This is a genomic window from Burkholderia sp. BCC1999 (assembly GCF_905339975.1).
GTDB lineage: Bacteria > Pseudomonadota > Gammaproteobacteria > Burkholderiales > Burkholderiaceae > Burkholderia.
In genome coordinates this window covers 58,116-77,189 of record NZ_CAJPHP010000028.1, presented here as the reverse complement: position 1 = coordinate 77,189, position 19,074 = coordinate 58,116, and the positions used below count along the sequence as shown (strand labels likewise).

Sequence of the window (19,074 nt, the reverse complement as noted above, 5' to 3'; positions counted from 1 at the left end):
CCGAGTTGTTGCGTTTTGAGAATGAAGTCGTGAGTTAATATCAATAGCGGCCCGACTTGTGGCCACCGACAATGTGTTTCATGGATCGTGCCTTGCGAGGCGGGTGTGCGCCGTCCGGCCGGGCTTCCGGCGGTGGCGCAGCGCGATGCGCCGTACGGCGCACCGGGCCCGCCGCGCGGCACATCCGCTTGCACCGGGCGCGCGAACGCGCTCCAATCGAATCACGCGGGCGGCGCTGCCGCCGCACCGATCAATCTGTCCCTGAAGAGGAAGTGATGCAATTCAACGACATTCTTGCCGCGCTCGATATCGATCTCGCCCAGTGGAAAGGCAATGCGCTGACCGCGCGTTCGCCGCTCGACGGCGCGACGCTCGCGACGCTGGCTGTCGACACGCCGGCCGACGCGGAACGCAAGATCGACGCTGCGCACGACGCATTCCTCAAGTGGCGCACGGTGCCGGCGCCGGTGCGCGGCGAACTCGTGCGCGTGTTCGGCAACGTCCTGCGCGAGCACAAGGCCGAGCTTGGCCGCCTCGTCACGCTCGAGGCCGGCAAGATCACGTCGGAAGGCCTCGGCGAAGTGCAGGAAATGATCGACATCTGCGATTTCGCGGTCGGTCTGTCGCGCCAGCTTTACGGCCTGACCATTGCATCCGAGCGCCCGGGCCACCGGATGATGGAAACGTGGCACCCGATCGGCGTGTGCGGCGTGATTTCGGCGTTCAACTTCCCGGTTGCGGTGTGGGCGTGGAACGCGGCACTCGCATTCGTGTGCGGCGATTCGGTCGTGTGGAAGCCGTCCGAGAAGACGCCGCTCACGGCGATCGCGTGCCACGTGCTGCTCCAGAAGGCGATCCGCGAGTTCGACAAGACGCATCCGGGCGTCGCGCCGGCCGAGCTGAGCCAGCTGGTGCTCGGCATGCGCGATGTCGGCGAGGTGCTGACGGCGTCGAAGAAGGTACCGGTCGTCAGCGCGACGGGCAGCGTGCGGATGGGCCAGGAAGTCGCGAAGGTGCTGAGCCAGCGTCTCGCGCGCGGCATCCTCGAACTCGGCGGCAACAACGGGATGATCGTCGCGCCGAGCGCGGATCTCGACCTCGTGGTGCGCGCGGTCACGTTCGCGGCGGTCGGCACGGCCGGCCAGCGCTGCACGACGCTGCGCCGCCTGATCGTGCATCGCAGCCTGGTTGAGCAACTGCTGCCGCGTATCGAGAAGGCCTACGTGTCGGTGAAGGTCGGCAACCCGCTTGAAGACGGCACGCTGGTCGGCCCGCTGGTCGATCGCGCGTCGTTCGATGCGATGCAGAAGGCGCTGGGCGATGCACGCGAGCAGGGCGGCGAGGTGAAGGGCGGTGAGCGCGTCGACGTCGGTCACGCGGATGCATACTACGTGCGTCCGGCCATCGTGCGGATGCCGAAGCAATCGGCCGTGGTCGAGCGCGAGACGTTCGCGCCGATCCTGTACGTGATGGTCTACGACAACTTCGACGACGCGATCGAACTGCACAACGCAGTGCCGCAAGGCCTGTCGTCGGCGATCTTCACGAACGACATGCGCGAGGCCGAGCAGTTCATGTCGGCAGCGGGCAGCGATTGCGGGATCGTCAACGTGAACATCGGCACGAGCGGCGCGGAAATCGGCGGCGCGTTCGGCGGCGAGAAGGAAACGGGCGGTGGCCGCGAGTCGGGTTCGGATGCGTGGAAGGCGTATATGCGCCGCGCGACGAATACGATCAACTACAGCCGGCAGCTGCCGCTGGCGCAGGGCGTGAAGTTCGACGTGTGATGTAGGGCGCCCGACATCGGGCGCCGTGCATGAACGAAAAGGGCCGGTTACCGCGTTGCGGTACCGGCCCTTCGTTTTTTCAGGCGCGAGACGGTGGAGCGCGCGATGCGTCTCCATGCGTCTCTATGTGTTGCTTGCGTCTCCGACCGCCGGCATGTTCTGCACGACCAGCATCTGCGGGCTCGACAGCGTGATCCCCGCCGCGCGCAACTGCTTCAGGATCTCGAACAGCAGATCGCTCTTCGTCGAACTCGCGATCCGCGGGCTCGACACGTAGCCCGTCACGCTCAGCGTGATCCCGTCCGGCGTGAGCTGGCTGAACGTCACCGACGGCGCCGGCTTCTCGAGGATCGCCTGATGCTCGCGATACGCGTCGAGCAGCAGGTCGCGCACCTGCTCGGGATCGGTGTTCAGCGGGAACGTCAGCACCAGCGTCGCGACGCCCTGCGTGCTGTTGCCCATCGTCACGTTGCGCACGTTCTGCGAGATCAGCTGCGAGTTCGGCACGATCACGGTCGAGCGGTCGCTGAGCTGGATCTCGGTCGCGCGGACGTTGATGCGGCGGATGTCGCCTTCGACGCCCGCGATGCTGACCATGTCGCCAACCTTCACCGGACGCTCGGTCAGCAGGATCAGCCCCGACACGAAGTTCTTCACGATCTCCTGCAGGCCGAAGCCGATACCCACCGACAACGCGCTGACGATCCACGCGAGGTTGTTCCAGCGGACGCCGAGCAGCCCGAGCGTCATCAGCACGAGCAGCACGTAGCCGACGTTGGTGAACAGCGTGATCAGCGATACGCGCATCCCCGTATCCATGCCGAGCGCGGGCATGAACTCGCTGTCGAGCCAGCGTCGCAGCGAGCGCAACAGGTAGAAGCCGATCGCGAACCCGATCACGGCGTTCAGGATCCGGTCGGGCATGATGTTCAGGCTCTGCAGCCGCTGGCTGCCGATCATCGCGACCGCGCTGTCGAGCAGGTCGCCCGGCGTCGTGCCGAAGCCGCCCGTCAGCAGCGCAATGGCCGCGATCAGCATCAGCAGGCTCGTGCCGAAACCGGACAGGACCGTGCGCGCCTGGTCGAGGTGACGGTCTTCGAGCGCGAACAGGTGCTTGATCTGCTGGCCCGTCGACAGGCTCGACGAGAACAGGCTTTCGCTCGCGTCGCGCGTCAACTGGATCAGGATGTAGGTCGCGCACAGCACGATCTCGAACCACACGAGCTCATACGTGATGAAACGCGCGACCGTGATGTAACCGATCAGGAGTGCGATCAGCGATGCGACGATCGCCAGCGTGACGCCGGCATGGATCAACCCCGCGAGCGTCGAGCGCTGCTCGGGCGCTTCGCCTGCCGCCGCGAGCGCGCTGCGCGCCCGGTTCGCGCGCAACAGCGACGCGCCGACCGTCAGCGCGACGACGAGCGATACGATGCCGCGACCGAACAGCGTGACCGACAGGCTGGTGTCGACGATCCGGTTGATCGATTCGAGCGTGCCGGACACCAGCAGCAGCCCGGCCAGGATGGCGGGGAACGGCTTCATCGCCAGCGCGACGGGATCGGCGAGCGCGGGCAGGCGCCACGACGGATGCCTGGTGCAGAGCAGTGCGCGGCCGAGCCCGGCGATCAGTGCGCAGGTTGCGGCGAGCTTCGCGAACTGGTCCCACAGATCGGTCAGCGACGGCGTGAGCTCGTAGTGGCGCGCGACGGCGAGGTAGAGGATCTGAATCGCAATGGCCGTGGCGAGGAAGGTCGATAGCGCAGTCGACAGCGCCAGCGCGCTGCGGCGCAGGCGGGTGTGCGGCAGCCGGTTCAGCGCGATCCAAGCGAGCCCGCGTTCGATCAGCCGGCGGCCGCCGAGCCACGCCGCGAACGCGGCAATCAGCAGCACCGTCGTGATCGCGCGCTGCCCGGGCACCCACGACGAACGCAGCATGTCGAACAGCTCGTCGTTGAAATCCTCGAGGCGCTGGCGGTCGTCCGGCGACAGGTGGAACAGCGGCAGCCAGAACTGCGCGCTGAAGATGCTGCCCGAACGGAACGCGAGCTGGTTCTTCAGCAGGCCGCGATGGAGCTTCGCGAACTGCTCGGTCAGGTTCGTGAGGCTGGTTTTCTGGTCGGCGGCCTGCTTCAGCGCCGCGTCGATCTGCGTCTTGCGCGCGTCGAGCGTGGCCCGCTGTTTCGCGACGGCTGCCGTTTCCGGCGCGGCGCCCTCGGCAGGCGGTGGGCCGAGCACGTCGAGTTGCGCCTGGATCTGCGCGCGTTGTGGCGTGAGATCGCTTTGCAGTTTCGCGACGTCGCTGCTCAGTTCCTGCGCCGAGTCGTCGAGCGCATCGAGTTCCTTGCTGTTGGTCGACGTCGAGGTCTGCTGCTTGATACGGTCGAGCTCGACCTGCATCTGCTTGAGCTGCGCGACGGCGTCGTTCAGCGAGATGGCCGGCACGGGCGCGCCGACGCCGCTTGCGCCCGGGGCGGAAGCGGGCGTCGGAAACGCCGACGCGGTTGCGATCGCCGCGAACTGCAGCAACGCGATCAGCGCGACCCGGCGGGCGTACGTGGATAGTCGTTGTATGAACATGGAATGCTTACGATTTGCCGACAATGCCGGGTGCCGAAAGGCAGCCGGAAGCCGGTGGTTGGCCCGGTAGCATGTTACCGGGGTGCGGGCCATCGATTTCCGAATATGCATTGCCGACGTTTCGGCGTCGGGCACGTGCGGCCGACCGCGGGAAATCCGGCTCGCCCCTGTTTTATTAAGGGTGTGCCGATCGAATCGCATCCGAATACGCGCGATGTCGCCGTTCAGCCGCGGCGGGCGGCGGGACAGATGGTTACGAAATTTACATGAAGTCGGCCCGAGGGCGGCTCGTGCTAATTGGGGCGCGAGTCATTGCTGGATGCGCCGCCGAGGCGGACCTTTCATTTTCCCGTCGTTCAATCGTCGGTACAATGCCGCGAGTCGTTGGCAGGACGTCCGGGACATGACAAGAGGGGCCGCCTGCCGCAGGCCGAAAAACGAACAACGAGAAGAATCCTGAGAGCATGGCTGATCAAAAACTCCCTCCGGGAGCGGAGCACGAACAGGCCACCCCGTGGCTGACCGATGTTCATCCGGAAGACGTCGTCGCGTCCGGTGAAGGTTTCAACGCGTGGCTTATCGACGTGACGCATGGCTACGTGAACGTCGATCGACTGGCGGCGGTGGCCAGCATGATCCCGATCCTGAACAACCTCATGGCGTTGGCCGACGCGCTCACCGACATCGTTTCGATCATCCGCAAACGCGGCGGCGAACTGCTCGACTATCTCGGACTCGCAATCAACCTGATCGGCGTGGTTCCGTTTCCGCCGGTACTGGCGCCCATGCGCCTCACGGCCAGGCCGCTGCTGGCGCTGATTCGCAACGAACTCCTGATTCACAAGCGCGACATCGGGGCAGCGATCGTGTCGATCGTCGTCACGCACATACAGGCTTCGTGCTCGACCGAAATCGAGAACTTCCTGACGAAGCTGCAGAGCGTGGTCGACGAACTGATCGACAACTGTGCGGCGAAGGCGCGGGAAATCTTCACGGGCCTGGCCGACGGTATCGACGCAGCGGTGGCCGGCAAGCTGTTCGATCCGGCGGAGAACAAGCGGAGGGCTGCCGAATACCGGCAGCAGATGAAGAAGAGCGGATGGTTCAGCACGGATCTGGTGACGGGGGCCTGGGGGTATCTGTCCGAGTCCGGGGTGGCACTCGGCAAGAGCAATGTCAATTCCGCGGGCAGCACGATGGCGGGGCTCGTTCCCGAGAAGTACGTTGCGCCGATTCGCCAGTTGGCCGCGTCGTTGCGGACGTTGGCCCCGGTGGTGGTCGGCAAGATCAACGAGCTGAAGGGGAGCGATGAAGGCAAGCTGATGTGGCTGCTGCTGAAGCTGATCAATGCGCTGCGGCACAAGCGCGAAGCGATGCGGGCTGGATCGGTCAAATCGCAGGGCACGACGGAAGTCGAGGCCCGGCGGCAGCAGGTACCGCTCGCAGCGACAAAGAAGGAGGCGAAAGCGAAGGGTTCCGGCGTTGACCACTGCGAAGAGTGCGGGGTCGGCGCGTCGGGCGGTTCGATCAGCTACTCGTTCGGCGACGAGACGTTTTCTCATGCCGATTTCGAATTGCCGGGTGCGATGCCCGTCGTCTGGATGCGCGTCTATCGGTCCCGGCTGGCCGGATACGATGCCGGCGAACTGGGCGCACGCTGGCTCTCGCCGTACATGACACGCATCGATGTTCGGGACGGCAAATGGATCTACAGCGATTCGACCGGCCGCAACATCGAATATCCGGCACTCGCGGCAGGCGCCGTTCACGACGACCGTGTGGAAGGCGTGACGTTGAGCCGGCTCGACGATACGTGGACGACTGTCGCGTACGGTCACGATTTGCTGCACGTCTACGAGAAGCGCGGCGATTCGTTCCGCCTCGCGTTGCAGAAGGATCGCGCGGGAAATACGATCGCGCTCGATTACGATGATGCGAATCGTCTGGCGCGACTGGTGAGTTCGGCCGGTCATACGCTCGCGTTTCGTCACGACAGCCGCGGACGTATCGCGACGATCGAGCAGATCGTCGACGCGAACACGCGCACCACGCTTGCCCAATACCAGTACGACGAGAATGGCGACCTGGTGCGTGCAGCGGATCGATACGGCAACGTGCGCCAGTATGCGTACGACCGTCATTTGATCACTCGCTACACGGATCGCACCGGCCGCGGCATGAACCTCGAGTGGGAAGGGGCAGACCGCGACGACAACACGAATGCACAGTGCGTGCGTGAATATGCCGACGACGGCAGCCACGACATTCGCCTGATGTGGCATCCGAACATTCGCTTGACCTATGTGACCGACGCGCTGGGCAACGTCACGCGGTACTACTACAACATCCGCGGGTACATGTACCGGATCGCGTATCCGGATGGAACCGAGGAGTGGATGCGGCGTGACCAGGACAACAACCTGGTAATGCATGTTCATCGCGACGGTGGCATCGAGGAGATGGACTACGATGCACGCGGGAACATGACGAAGCATTATCGCGTCGACGGGGCAATGGTCGAGATGGGTTACGACGACCAAGATCATCTCGTTCGTTTCAAGGACCCCGAAGGATACGTGTGGGAACGCTCGTACGATGACGCGGGTAATCTGGTCGCGCAGAAGGACCCGCTCGGGCACGAGACGAAGTATGCGTACGACGCCGCCGGGATGCCCGTCAAGATGGTCGACGCGAAGGGCGGTGCGAAGGTACTCGTCTACGATAACGCCGGGCAATTGCTTCAGTACACCGATTGTTCCGGCAAGGTGACGAAGTGGCGCTACGACCGCGACGGGCGACTCGCGCAATCGACCGATGCGGCGGGCAATGTCACGGCCTACCAGTATGGCAAGAATGGGGCGGTCAGCGAGATCTCGTCTGCAGCAGGCACTTATCGATACACGTACGACGCCGAAGGCCGTCTGCTGTCCCATACCGATCCGCTGGAGCGTGTGACGCGTTTTTCATACGACGTCGCGGGGCGCGTGGCAAGCCGCGTCGACGCGCTCGGATACACGCTCGCTTACCGTTACGACCGCCTCGGTCGCCTGACTGCGTTGACCGATGCGAATCGCGCAACTTATCAATTTCACTATGATCCCGCAGGGCGATTGCTGGAAGAGATCGGTTTCGACGGCAAGCGGACGACATACGAATACAACGAGGGCACGCTGCAGCCGGTGAAGATCGACGAGGGCGGGCAGGTGACCGAACTCGAATTCGATCAGGCGGGCCGCATCGTATGCCGGACATCGGGCGCGAGCAAAGAGCGATTCGCGTACGACGCCAGTGGGCGACTCATCGAGGCGCGTAACAGTCACAGCCAGATGCAGATGTTCTTCGATCCGGTTGGCAATCAGGTGCGCGAACATCATGCTTATCGGCTGTTCGGTGAGTCGCGCAGCTACCTGTGGCATCACGAGTTCGATGAAATCGGCACGCGGATCAAGACCGTCCGCCCCGATGGTCATGCACTGGACTGGTTGATCTACGGTTCCGGTCACGTGCACGGGCTCATGCTTGACGGCGAGGAGCGAATTCAGTTCGAGCGCGACGATCTGCACCGCGAAACCGGGCGGATGCTGTCAAGCAAGGTGGCGCAGCAGACGCAATACGATCCGGCAGGCCGAATCACCAGACAGGCCGTTCGGCGATCGAATGCGCCGGCGGCGCTGGCCGAGCGCCGGTATCGGTACGATGCCGTGGGGCAGCTCGAGCATATCGAGGACAGCCGCAAGGGGCTGGTCAACTATCGTTATGACCCTGTTGGTCGCCTCATCGCGGCGATTGGGCCGCTCGGTACGGAGACATTCGCCTTCGACCCGGCAAGCAACATCATCGATCACGGCAGTCCCCGGCACGCGCGTACTTCGGGACCGGTGAAAGCAAGTCCCGTGGTGCCGGACAGCGTGGACAGTACGCTGCCGGCGGAAGTGCCTCGAGTGCTCGGGAACCTGTTGAAGGAATATGCCGGTACCCACTTCGAATACGACGCGCGCGGGAATCTGATCGGGAAACGTTCGCCGTCAGGCCGGCAGGAATACGAGTGGGACGGATTCAACCGGTTGAGAGTGGCGCGTGTCGCGGAGACTGCGCGGCAGCATGAGGCCCGGTATTTTTATGATCCTTTCGGCCGCCGGATCGGTAAGGACGTGGATGGCGTGCGGACGGTGTTCGGCTGGGATGGCGATCAGCTTGCTTACGAAAGCAGCGAAGCCGGAGCGACACAGTACGTGTACGAGCCGGAATCGTTCGTGCCGCTTGCGCAATATGTGACGGCGCAACCGGTTGCCGGGATTCAGACGCCGGTGTGGCATGAGGGCGAGCCGTATGTGCCGGAGAAGGATCCGCTGCAACGTGTGCCCGAAAGACAGTCGGACGCGCATTTGTTCTACTACCACTGTGACCAGATCGGCACGCCGTTGCTGATGACGGACGAGGTGGGAGAGGTGGTATGGGAGGCGTCGTATCGGGCTTGGGGCGAAGCGCGGGAGGTGATTGCGCGGGCGTCGAAGGCGACGGGTGTGGAGCCGAGGAACCCGATACGGTTTCAGGGGCAGCAGGAGGATGCGGAGACGGGGCTGAGGTATAACCGGCATCGGTATTACGATGCTGTACTTGGGCGCTTTGTCAGTAAGGATCCGATTGGGCTGACTGGTGGGTTAAATGGCTATCAATATGCACCTAATCCCATCGAGTGGATCGATCCGCTGGGACTTAGGTGCGACAGCCCAGCAGAGAAGCTCGCACGTAAGCTGCGCGCGCTCCAAAAAGCACAGGGAAGTGCGGTCACGACACGACAACTCCCAGACGGGAGAATCAGGTATTACGATGCCGAAGCTCCTGCTCTAAAGCCGGGGCCCACACGCGGACGTTCGCACGTAACTGAATGGAACCCTGGAACCGGCCAAGTTCGGTCGTGGGAGGAGACATACAATCAGGCTGGCGAGGTCAACAGAGTTCATCCCAAGATGAACAATGGTGAGGTACTAGACTTGCCTCACTATCCGCCGACAAAAGCGGATATTGATCAAGGTAAGGCTACGGCCTCTGGTCGAGCAACGTCGAGATGTCCATAAGGAAAAGTAATCATGTCAGAAATGAAAGCACGGTTTCTCAACGGCCTGAATTCCCTCATCAAGATGGAAGGTTATGCCCCAGATAAGGTCGCGCGTTACGCGTACGAGTTTTATCTGGATCATTCTTTTGATGATCCTCGTCTAGAGCATGTAGTGAATTTTCTTAAAGGAATGGATGCGGGGCCTGAGTTCGAATTATCGGAGGCGGAGCTGAAAGAATTTCTGATTAAAGAGTTATAAAAGAGCAGTCCGGTAGGTGTATAAAGAACTATTTTTACCCGCTTTAGGTCGACCAAGGGCGATGCGTACGTCGGCGGACGAGCTTGCCTTCCGGCTGACGTGCTCTGGCCAGTATCTAACAATGGCGAGTCGTTGGTTCATCTGATGAGTGTTCTCGGATGGTGGTTCGATGAGAGCTTTAAAGATGATAATTTCTGGATTTCGATATTTATTCCTTACGTAAGAGATCGGGTCGATCATTACCGACAGCTACGCGAAGCGGATGGGCGTTCTGAGGCAGTTGTTGTTGGGCATTCGGTGAGCGAATCTCTTCGTAATGAAGGTGAGGAAGAGATAAAGGATGTTGGGGAGGTTGCAATTTCGCTGAGCGGTGGCCCAGACGACTCTGAAAATCTGACTTCGTAAATTGATGGAGTGGATGCGTGGTTGCAGCGTCCAATTATAGTGTCGGGAATGCGCAGGCGGCGTCAGTGTACTGCGGTGATCTTGATGTGGCGCTGCCGAATTATAAAGGCATTCTTTCGGATGGAATGAGATACCTGTTCATCGATAACTCGGCGCTTGAGGAAAAGCACGCGGAGCTGGATAGCTTCTTTCTTCAACTTGGCTGGATATATGTATTGTCGCGTGCGACGTAGACAAAAGATGTCGTCGTAAGACGATGGGAGATTTCAATGTTAAATAGAGCGTATCTTAGTCAACGCTTCGAGCTGAGAATTCCAGCGACTTCTAGCCAGATTAATGTTGCAGAGGCGAAAGTCGGACTGTCTTTTTCTAAGGAATACGTTGATTTTCTGCAAATTTCCAATGGGCTAAATTCGATGGGCTGTTTGGCTTTGCATGAAATAGAAATTCTGCCTGAGAGGAATGTAGAATATGAAGTCCAAAAGTACATTCCGGGATATTTCATGATTGGGGATGATGGCGGTGGCCAAGCAATTTTGATTAATTTTAGTGGAGAGGTATTTGAGGTGGGAATGGGTGTAATGAACCAGAAATTTCTGGAGAGATCGGCTGATTCACTGACAGATCTGTTGGTGAATCTCAAAGGCTTGACGCTTGGGGAGAGGTGAGATCCAGGTTCCCCCTCGGAACCGTTGACCAGCTAAGGAAACACGGATTAATAGGCGATCGCGCAAGGCGATGAGCAACGCGGTACGCCGGGAAGGGATTAGCAATTCGCTGCACTTTGAGGGGCAATACTTCGACGCTGAAGCGGGCTGCACTATAACCGGCAAGGTACTACGATCCAAGTAACGAACGGTTCATTTCGAAAGACCCCATCGGCCTGGCCGGCGGCATCAACGTTTATAGGTACGCACCCAATCCTCTGCAGTGGATTGATCCGCAAGGGTTAAAGTCCGTTTGGCAAACCAATTGGGAAGCTGTTCATGATCCATTGTCCGATGGATATCAGGTTCGCCATATCGCCCCCAAAAGCGCGAGCTCCGTAAAATCTGCAAAAGCGCTGTGTAAATTATTTGATGAAAATAATGCAGGTAATTTAATTGCTTTGCCAATGGATAGTGAGGTGCGCTCCAAGGCGGATGGTGGTTTTGGAAAAACCACCCGTCAGGGCTATCACCTTGGCTATAGTGGAGCGGCTACATCTGCCATGGCCGTGGCAGTGAGATTTAAGAAATCGGGTTTAAGGGGGGGCTAAATTGAAAGCAATTCAAGGTGCTTTGAAAAAGCGACTGGAGACGGGCAGCCTCACCATGTACGGTAATCAGCATCCAGGTGGCGTTGATGGTGTGTAGTCCGATTGAGAGCAAAGTATTCGAGATGGAATTAAGAGGATGTGACGATGAAGACATGGCAGCAGATTTTGATCGCCGCCGATGTGTTTGTTCGGTTTCTTGAAAGAGGGTCTTTCTACGATAGACCTTACACGGGAGATCTGTCCGGGAAATTTGTAACCGCGGATGCTGTCGATGCGCGCCGCTTTGCTACCGACGATTCATTCGATGAGTTTGATGAGTGGGAAACCGTTTCCGACTCTTCTAACGTGTTTCCCGATGATTTCGAATGGAGTCTTTTGGTTAAATCTCAATTAAGAAAAAATGGACATTGGGGCATTGAATCAAAAAATTTCAATGGTACCATCGAGAAATGGTCGGACTTGACGTCGTTTTCAATGCTTGAATTGATGCGTCGTGACGTTGAGATAATATTTCAATGCTATGCAAATGAATATTTTCCGAGTATTTGGAAGGATATTTTGAATGTTTACTTGAATGGTGGCTTTCCATGTGGGTGGAATGGAAGGTATCCTGGTGGCCAATTGGTTGTGTTTTCTAATGTAAGTTGACTCCAGCCTAGGTTCCCGTGCCCATGTAATTGCGAGGATCGTAGATGTTCAATGAGTTGATCTTTGTTGGCGTGGAGCCAACCTCATCCGTAGCCTATTTGGGTGAGGGTCAGTGGCTTGTTGTGATTGCTATTGGTGTCGAAGTGCTGGGCGACAGGGTGGTGGGATGGAGTTAAGCTGTAGATATGTCAATTCTTTGGTTCCCGATATGGATCGCGCCGTAAGCAAGGCTAACGTAATTCGATACCACTCCGACGATATGCAGAAGTTATTTTGCTACATCTATGAGTGGGTAGATAATCTGAATTTTTGTCTTCCAGCAAGTGACTTCGTGGATGACTGGCGTGCGTATGAGAAAAGCGCGGGCGAGCAATTTTCCAGACATGGCTGGAATGGATAGGGACGTATCGAGCTTATGTGGCTTCCTTCCTTTGCGTTAGGCCGTATTCTGGCAATTGGGGTGGATGACTTTCTTCGTGTGGTAGGGGATTCCTGGTCGCACGGTTTAGTTGTTTGGCAAGTCAAGCAAAATCGGGATGGACTCTCTTTTATATTGTCTCCTGTAAAATTGAATTTATCTGATTTTGGTGTGGATTAGTCCAGGGTTTTCGTATGGGATGCTCTGTTTTTGCTGGGGATGGTAAGTGCGGCTGCCCGGTTGGCTCCATCTAAGCATCGTCTATGATCGTTTCGTCGAGCGTATTGGCGAGTATGAATATGCGCGAAATTCATGAGGTTTCGGTGTGTCATTGCGGTTCATTCATTAAGCGCTCCTGTCGACAAGGTATTGGATCGTTCCGTGTGAATCAGATGCCGTGAGGTGTGGCACTGGGATTCGATAGCAATGGTGGGGTTGGGCGGTATGGGCGCACCGGAACAGGGCGAGAAAGCATGACAAAAATATGGACCACCGAAGCGGACTATCCGGAAAGCCTGATGGCAGTCTACGACGAGGCAAAGAGCGGGATGGATCGTTTCGAGTTGCAAGCGGCAAAGCGCTTCGTAAATCCCACTCCGTTGTTGTTCGAGCTTCCCCAAAAAGGGTCGCCGAGGATTCGAGACTACGGCGTCATCTGGTCAAACATCCTGATTCCACTCGTAAATGAAGCGGTGCGTGCAGCGATCGAAGGACTGGCGAATGATGGTGATGTCCAATTTATCCCGGCTGTGATTGAATCGCGTGGAGACGTGGCTGATGACACCTACTTCCTTCTCAACCCGACGAGGAAAGTTGACGTGGTCGATCACGACGCTTCCGAGCCGGTCATGGTGAAAATTCCGGGATTTCCTGACGTCAAGGTCGGTTTCAACAAGATGATCTTGCGCCTCGAGTTCCCGGCCAATGGCGTTGGCCGTCAATACGACTCACCGACATACATCATCGTCGGAGATCAACTGGCAGATGCTGTACTGCACGCCACGAAGAATGGCGTCAGGTTCACTACAGGTATCCCATCAGCCGGCTGATGGCAAGGGTCCGCCGCTCGTTGAGCCGCACCGAAGACGGTTGGCACGCACCCGCGCATCAACCGATTGATGTGCTCAGGCCCTCGCCTCGCTAAAATGCGCGAAGCCGCTCGCCAGCCCCCTCTGCTGGCGCCAAGGACAATCAAGAATCCGGAGACTCGCCACCATGGCATCCACCCAGCCCGACCCGCTCGCTGCAGCAGGCGCCGCTCGCCCCGCGGCAATCGACCCCGGCTCCATCTCGGCCCGCCTCGACCGCCTGCCGCCGACCCGCAGCGTCTGGAAACTCGTCGTCCTGCTGAGCCTCGGTTTCTTCTTCGAACTCTACGACCTGCTCTACAGCGGCTACGTCGCGCCCGGCCTCGTGAAAAGCGGCATCCTGTCGGCGACGACGCATGGCCTGTTCGGCACCACGGGCGTTGCGAGTTTCATCGCCGCGCTGTTCTCCGGGCTCTTTATCGGCACGATCGCATGCGGCTTTCTCGCCGACCGCTTCGGCCGCCGCGCGATCTTCACGTGGTCGCTGCTGTGGTACACGGCCGCCAACGTCGTGATGGCGTTCCAGGACACCGCCGCCGGGCTGAACTTCTGGCGCTTCGTCGTCGGTCTCGGCCTTGGCGTCGAGATGGTGACGATCGGCACGTACATCTCCGAACTCGTGCCGAAGCAGATCCGCGGCCGCGCGTTCGCGTGCGAGCAGGCGGTCGGGTTCGTCGCGGTGCCGGTGGTGGCGTTCCTTGCGTACCTGCTCGTGCCGCACGCACCGCTCGGCCTCGACGGCTGGCGCTGGGTCGTGCTGATCGGCGCGCACGGTGCGCTGTTCGTGTGGTGGATCCGTCGCGAACTGCCGGAGAGCCCGCGCTGGCTTGCGCAGCAGGGGCGCGTCGATGAGGCGGACCGCATCATGCGCGCGCTCGAGGCGAAAGTCGAAGCCGAGTACGGCCGGCCGCTGCCGCCGCCCGCACCGGCCGAGCCCGTGCCGCCGCGCGGCCGCTTCCGCGACATGTGGGTGCCGCCGTATCGCAGTCGCACGATCATGATGACGATCTTCAACGTGTTCCAGACGGTCGGTTTCTACGGTTTCGCGAACTGGGTCCCGACGCTGCTGATCAAGCAGGGCATCACGATCACATCGAGCCTGATGTACTCGAGCGTGATCGCGCTCGCGGCGCCGATCGGCCCGCTGATCGGCCTCGTGATCGCCGATCGATTCGAGCGCAAGTCGGTGATCGTCGCGATGGCGGCGGCGATCGTCGTCTGCGGGCTGCTGTTCAGCCAGACGACGGTGGGCGCATTCCTGATCGTGCTCGGTATCGGCCTCACGCTCGCGAGCAACATCATGTCGTACAGCTTCCACGCGTATCAGGCCGAGCTGTTCCCGACGTCGATCCGCGCACGGGCCGTCGGGTTCGTCTATTCGTGGAGCCGCTTCTCCGCGATCTTCTCGTCGTTCGTGATCGCGGCCGTGCTGCGCGGCTTTGGCACGTTCGGCGTGTTCGCGTTCATCGCAGGCGCGATGGTGATCGTGATGGCCGCGATCGGGTTCATGGGCCCGCGCACGAAGGGCATCGCGCTCGAAACCATTTCGAAGTAGCCGGCAGTCGCGCACGCGTGCCGCATCGTTCGTGCGGCATGCGTGCGATGCGGTTTCAATGGACACCTCGCGTCGCCACAATGATTTGGCATGCGAATCAATAACACCGGGAAATCGGTTCGCTTCGAACGCACGGGCTACCCGTGCCCACGCAACGAACCGTCCAACCCACAAGCCTTACACGCAACGAAGCCGCAAACGGCAACGAGTTGAAACAAACCGTGACGAAGCGCAAATCTGGCGAAAACCATGCCTTTTGCCTCTGCCGATTCCTGCGCCGGCGCGTAAAATGAAGGGCCTGACGACTCATTAGCCGCCATCGGACCGCACGCGTTGCATCAGCGAACGGCTCCGCCGCGAAGAGGCGTCGGCGCCGGGCGCACGCGATGCGCCGGACGTGTCGATGGCTCGCGCGGAAGATGCGCCGCCCGCAACAGCACCATGCGGCGGCCGGATCGGCCGATGGCTTCGAACGTATGATGCTTTCCAGCCCGAAGCGGCCATTTGCGAAGCCGCACCGTCTTGCCCGCGCCGCTGCCGTGTACGTGTGGCTCGCGGCCGCGTTGCCGATTTCCGTTCTTGCCGGGCGGCCTGCCTTTGCCGCGTCGGACGTACCGCCACCAGTTGATACGTCATCCTCATCAGTGACGTCGCCCGCGTCGGCGGCTTCTCATGTGCATCCGGCTTCTTCCGCGCGTGCGTCGTCAGGCGCATCGGCCGCACAGTCCGCGTCCGCCGCGAATCATGCGGCGTCCGCCAGCGCGGCATCGGGCGCATCGGCTGCGTCCGCCGCGGAACCTGCGTCGGCCGCATCCGCCGGCGCAGCCAGCGAGGCGGAAGCGCCTGCACCGACCCCGCCACGCCGGCATCCGCCGCTATCGGCCGACGAAGCGAAGAACGCGACGGCGCGTGCGGTCGACATGCGCAAGCGCTTCACGCAGGAAGTCACCCGCCGCCTGAACGTGCCCGCGGGCGAACAGCGCGCCTACGGCGAGCGGCTCCAGAAGGCGCTTGCCGATGCGGATCTCGGCGACCTCGCCGGCGAGTACGTCGCGATGGTCGATCGCGCACCGAACGTACAGGCGCTCTTCATCTACTTTCGCGCAACGCCGGCCAACGCATGGCTGATGATCGGCGCGTCACCAGTCGGCACCGGGCTGCCCGGCAAGTACGACCACTTCCTGACGCCGCTCGGCGTGTTCCATCACTCGCCCGACAACATGGATTTCCGCGCGGAAGGCACGACGAACGAGAATGGCATTCGCGGCTATGGCCGCCGCGACATGCGCATCTACGACTTCGGCTGGGTGGACGGCGAACGTGGCTGGGGCAAGGGCGGCGTGTCGCCGATGCGCTTCCAGATGCACGCGACCGACCCCGACCGGCTCGAATCGCTGCTCGGCATCCGGCACTCTAAGGGCTGCGTGCGGATTCCCGCGTCGCTGAACGAGTTCTTCGACCGCCACGGCCTGCTCGACGACGACTATCAGGCGCGCGTCGAGGCCGGCAAGTCGCTGTGGGTGCTGCGGCGCGACCGCGACATCACGCCGATCGCGGGCCGCTACCTGGTCGTGATCGACAGCGCACGCAAGACCCGCCCGGCCTGGACGCCGATGCCGGGACGCAAGGCGTGGTCGAAAGTGCCGAAGAGCGGCGACACGGCGGACTGACCGCCGCTCCGTCGAGGGTAGGAGGCGCAAGAATGAGAATAAATCCGTTTTATTGATACATAAGAAAAGCAAACTTTTATTATCCGAGCCGGGTTCGTATAGTCGAGTCCAGTTTCGCGGAACCCTGCCGCGCCTGGACCACCACCGATCACACGACCCGCATGAAAACTCTCTACAAGCTCGCTCCGCTCGCGATGCTCGGCGCCTTCGCGACCCATGCCTGTGCGCAAAGCAGCATCACGCTGTACGGTCTCATCTCGGCTGGCGTCGGGTTCGCGACCAACCAGGGCGGCAAGAACGCCTGGCAGGCGCTGTCCGGCACGAACCAGAACCCGCGCTGGGGCCTGAAGGGCAAGGAGGATCTCGGGCAGGGGCTGTCCGCGATCTTCCAGCTCGAGAACGGCTTCAACGTGATGACGGGCACGGCCGCACAGAACGGCCGTGAATTCGGGCGCATGGCCTACGTGGGCCTTGCCGACCGCACCTACGGCTCGCTGACGTTCGGCCGCCAGTACGACGCGATCCACGACTACATCGGGCCCGTGATCATCGCGAGCAACGGCGTGAACATCGGCGACAACGACAACGGCTACAACGACATCCGCGTGCAGAACTCGGTGAAGTACGTGAGCCCCGTCTACTATGGCCTGAAATTCACCGCGCTGTACGGCTTCAGCAATGCGACGGGCTTCGCGAACAACAGCGCGTACAGCTTCGGGCTCGGCTACGAGCAGGGCCCGCTGCGCTGGAGCGCGGTGTACGCGCAGTACAACCATCCGTACAGCGCGACGAACCAGGACGGCGCGATCGCGAACGACTATGCGTCGCCGCTGCTGATCTTCAGCAAGAGCGCGATGACGCCGGCGGCGTATGCAAGCCGGCAGCGGATCGCGGGCACGGGCGGCTTCTACACGATCGGCCGCGCGCAGTTTGCCGCGATGTTCACCGACGTGCGCTACGATTACCTCGACAATTCGCACCTGCACCTGCAGAACCTCGGCGTGAACGTCGTCTACACGATGACGCCGCAGCTCTTCCTCGGCGCCGCGTATGCGTTCACGAACGGCAAGTACGACGTGATCGACAAGCGTCCGAAATGGCACCAGGTGAACCTGCAGGCCGATTACTTCCTGTCGAAACGCACCGACGTCGCGCTGACGGTGATCGCGCAGCAGGCGGCCGGCGACGCGGACCATGCGCAGATCTTCGCGTACGCACGCTCGACCAGCACGCGCCAGATGATGGCGACGCTCGGCGTCCGGCATGTTTTCTGACGGCCCGACCATGACCCATCCGATCGCATCCCGCCGCACCTTCCTGAAGCTGTCCGCCGCGCTGGCCGGCACCGCGCTGCTGCCCGAAGCGGGCGCGTTCGCGGCCGGCGGCGACGCCGCCGCGCGCCGCACGGTGATCATCGATACCGACCCAGGGCAGGACGACGCCATCGCGATCCTGCTCGCGCTGGGCGCGCAGGACCGGCTCGACGTGCGCGCGCTGACGGCCGTCGCGGGCAACGTGCCGCTCGACCTGACCGAACGCAATGCGCGCATCATCCGCGACTGGGCCGGCCGCACGAAGACGCTGCCGGTCCATGCAGGCTGCCCGCGCCCGCTCGTGCGCGATCTCGTGACGGCCGCGAACGTGCATGGCAAGACGGGGCTCGAAGGCGTCGAACTGCACGAGCCGCGCGCGCCGCTCGCGGCAGGCCATGCGGTGTCGTACCTTGTCGATACGCTGAGCCGCGCGGCGCCGGGCAGCGTGACGCTGTGCGCGCTCGGTCCATTGACGAACATCGCGACCGCGCTGGTGGAAGCGCCGCAGATTCGCGGCGCGCTCCGTGAAATCGTGCTGATGGGCGGTGCGTTCTTCGAGCGCGGCAACATCACGCCGGCCGCCGAGTTCAACATCTACGTCGATCCGCAGGCAGCCGAAGTCGTGTTCGGCAGTGGCGTGCCGATCGTCGTGCTGCCGCGCGACGTCGCGGTGAAGGCGCCGATCACGCCGGCGCGCGTCGCGCCGTTCCGCGCGCTCGGCAACCGCTGCGGCGCGATCGTCGCGGACATCATGGATGCCGAGCTCGCCTACAACAAGAAACGGCGCGGCGTAGAAGACGCGCCGATGTACGACCCGACGGCCGTCGGTTATCTCGTCGATCCGACGTTGTTCCGCGGGCGCAAGGTGAACGTGGTGGTCGAGACGACCGGGCAGTGGACGCTCGGCGAGACGATCGTCGACTGGAACGGGCGCAGCGGCCGTGCGGCGAACGCGACGTGGATCAACGAGGTCGACGCGGACCGCTTCTACGCGATGCTCGTCGAGCGGATCGCGAAGCTGCCCTGAGCACGGG

14 protein-coding genes and 1 pseudogene are annotated in these 19,074 nt (G+C 61.3%); 14 read left to right on the top strand and 1 reads right to left on the bottom strand.

Annotation, left to right across the window (positions count from 1 at the left end; genetic code table 11):
- Window positions 1-275 precede the first annotated feature (275 nt).
- Window positions 276-1,787, top strand: a complete 1,512-nt coding sequence (locus U5809_RS30530) for an aldehyde dehydrogenase family protein (RefSeq protein WP_322089249.1) — start codon at window positions 276-278, stop codon at window positions 1,785-1,787.
- 123 nt (window positions 1,788-1,910) lie between these two features.
- Here the strand turns inward: U5809_RS30530 and U5809_RS30525 are convergent, their stop codons facing one another.
- Complete coding sequence (locus U5809_RS30525) at window positions 1,911-4,367, bottom strand: DUF3772 domain-containing protein (protein WP_322089248.1); 2,457 nt, start codon at window positions 4,365-4,367, stop codon at window positions 1,911-1,913.
- Window positions 4,368-4,831: 464 nt separating this feature from the next.
- Between U5809_RS30525 and U5809_RS30520 the strand changes: the two genes are divergently transcribed.
- From U5809_RS30520 to U5809_RS30465, 13 genes and pseudogenes are all read left to right on the top strand, one after another.
- Window positions 4,832-9,445: an RHS repeat-associated core domain-containing protein gene (locus U5809_RS30520; protein ID WP_322089247.1), complete on the top strand. Its 4,614-nt coding sequence runs from the start codon at window positions 4,832-4,834 to the stop codon at window positions 9,443-9,445.
- A gap of 12 nt (window positions 9,446-9,457) precedes the next feature.
- A complete protein-coding gene (locus tag U5809_RS30515; RefSeq protein ID WP_322089246.1) occupies window positions 9,458-9,685 on the top strand; it encodes a hypothetical protein in 228 nt (75 codons plus the stop codon).
- 144 nt (window positions 9,686-9,829) lie between these two features.
- Window positions 9,830-10,090, top strand: a complete 261-nt coding sequence (locus U5809_RS30510) for a hypothetical protein (RefSeq protein WP_322089245.1) — start codon at window positions 9,830-9,832, stop codon at window positions 10,088-10,090.
- 17 nt (window positions 10,091-10,107) lie between these two features.
- Window positions 10,108-10,323, top strand: a complete 216-nt coding sequence (locus tag U5809_RS30505) for a hypothetical protein (RefSeq protein WP_322089244.1) — start codon at window positions 10,108-10,110, stop codon at window positions 10,321-10,323.
- Between the two features lie 36 nt (window positions 10,324-10,359).
- Window positions 10,360-10,758: an SMI1/KNR4 family protein gene (locus U5809_RS30500; protein ID WP_322089243.1), complete on the top strand. Its 399-nt coding sequence runs from the start codon at window positions 10,360-10,362 to the stop codon at window positions 10,756-10,758.
- 103 nt (window positions 10,759-10,861) lie between these two features.
- Window positions 10,862-11,048: pseudogene (locus tag U5809_RS34700) on the top strand (RHS repeat-associated core domain-containing protein); the annotation flags it as partial.
- A 36-nt stretch (window positions 11,049-11,084) separates the two neighbouring features.
- Entirely contained in the window at window positions 11,085-11,348 is a 264-nt protein-coding gene (locus tag U5809_RS30495) for a hypothetical protein (RefSeq protein ID WP_322089242.1), read from the top strand.
- Between the two features lie 144 nt (window positions 11,349-11,492).
- A complete protein-coding gene (locus U5809_RS30490) occupies window positions 11,493-11,996 on the top strand; it encodes a hypothetical protein (RefSeq protein WP_322089241.1) in 504 nt (167 codons plus the stop codon).
- 891 nt (window positions 11,997-12,887) lie between these two features.
- A complete protein-coding gene (locus U5809_RS30485; protein WP_322089240.1) occupies window positions 12,888-13,463 on the top strand; it encodes an imm11 family protein in 576 nt (191 codons plus the stop codon).
- A gap of 166 nt (window positions 13,464-13,629) precedes the next feature.
- Window positions 13,630-15,057 (top strand): MFS transporter, encoded by a 1,428-nt coding sequence (locus U5809_RS30480; RefSeq protein WP_322089239.1) that lies wholly within the window; start codon window positions 13,630-13,632, stop codon window positions 15,055-15,057.
- A gap of 386 nt (window positions 15,058-15,443) precedes the next feature.
- On the top strand, window positions 15,444-16,727 hold the full coding sequence (locus U5809_RS30475) for a hypothetical protein (protein WP_322089238.1): 1,284 nt from the start codon (window positions 15,444-15,446) through the stop codon (window positions 16,725-16,727).
- Window positions 16,728-16,888: 161 nt separating this feature from the next.
- Window positions 16,889-18,001 carry a porin gene (locus tag U5809_RS30470; protein ID WP_282508514.1) on the top strand — a complete coding sequence of 371 codons (1,113 nt, stop codon included), beginning with the start codon at window positions 16,889-16,891 and terminating at the stop codon, window positions 17,999-18,001.
- Window positions 18,002-18,011: 10 nt separating this feature from the next.
- Complete coding sequence (locus U5809_RS30465; protein WP_322089237.1) at window positions 18,012-19,067, top strand: nucleoside hydrolase; 1,056 nt, start codon at window positions 18,012-18,014, stop codon at window positions 19,065-19,067.
- Window positions 19,068-19,074 lie beyond the last annotated feature (7 nt).

What these genes read in the sequence shown, in the direction of transcription:
- U5809_RS30530 (WP_322089249.1), top strand. Translation starts at nt 276, where the DNA reads ATGCAATTCAACGACATTCTTGCCGCGCTCGATATCGATCTCGCCCAG.
- U5809_RS30525 (WP_322089248.1), bottom strand. Translation starts at nt 4,367, where the DNA reads ATGTTCATACAACGACTATCCACGTACGCCCGCCGGGTCGCGCTGATC.
- U5809_RS30520 (WP_322089247.1), top strand. Translation starts at nt 4,832, where the DNA reads ATGGCTGATCAAAAACTCCCTCCGGGAGCGGAGCACGAACAGGCCACC.
- U5809_RS30515 (WP_322089246.1), top strand. Translation starts at nt 9,458, where the DNA reads ATGTCAGAAATGAAAGCACGGTTTCTCAACGGCCTGAATTCCCTCATC.
- U5809_RS30510 (WP_322089245.1), top strand. Translation starts at nt 9,830, where the DNA reads ATGAGTGTTCTCGGATGGTGGTTCGATGAGAGCTTTAAAGATGATAAT.
- U5809_RS30500 (WP_322089243.1), top strand. Translation starts at nt 10,360, where the DNA reads ATGTTAAATAGAGCGTATCTTAGTCAACGCTTCGAGCTGAGAATTCCA.
- U5809_RS30490 (WP_322089241.1), top strand. Translation starts at nt 11,493, where the DNA reads ATGAAGACATGGCAGCAGATTTTGATCGCCGCCGATGTGTTTGTTCGG.
- U5809_RS30485 (WP_322089240.1), top strand. Translation starts at nt 12,888, where the DNA reads ATGACAAAAATATGGACCACCGAAGCGGACTATCCGGAAAGCCTGATG.
- U5809_RS30480 (WP_322089239.1), top strand. Translation starts at nt 13,630, where the DNA reads ATGGCATCCACCCAGCCCGACCCGCTCGCTGCAGCAGGCGCCGCTCGC.
- U5809_RS30475 (WP_322089238.1), top strand. Translation starts at nt 15,444, where the DNA reads ATGCGCCGGACGTGTCGATGGCTCGCGCGGAAGATGCGCCGCCCGCAA.
- U5809_RS30470 (WP_282508514.1), top strand. Translation starts at nt 16,889, where the DNA reads ATGAAAACTCTCTACAAGCTCGCTCCGCTCGCGATGCTCGGCGCCTTC.
- U5809_RS30465 (WP_322089237.1), top strand. Translation starts at nt 18,012, where the DNA reads ATGACCCATCCGATCGCATCCCGCCGCACCTTCCTGAAGCTGTCCGCC.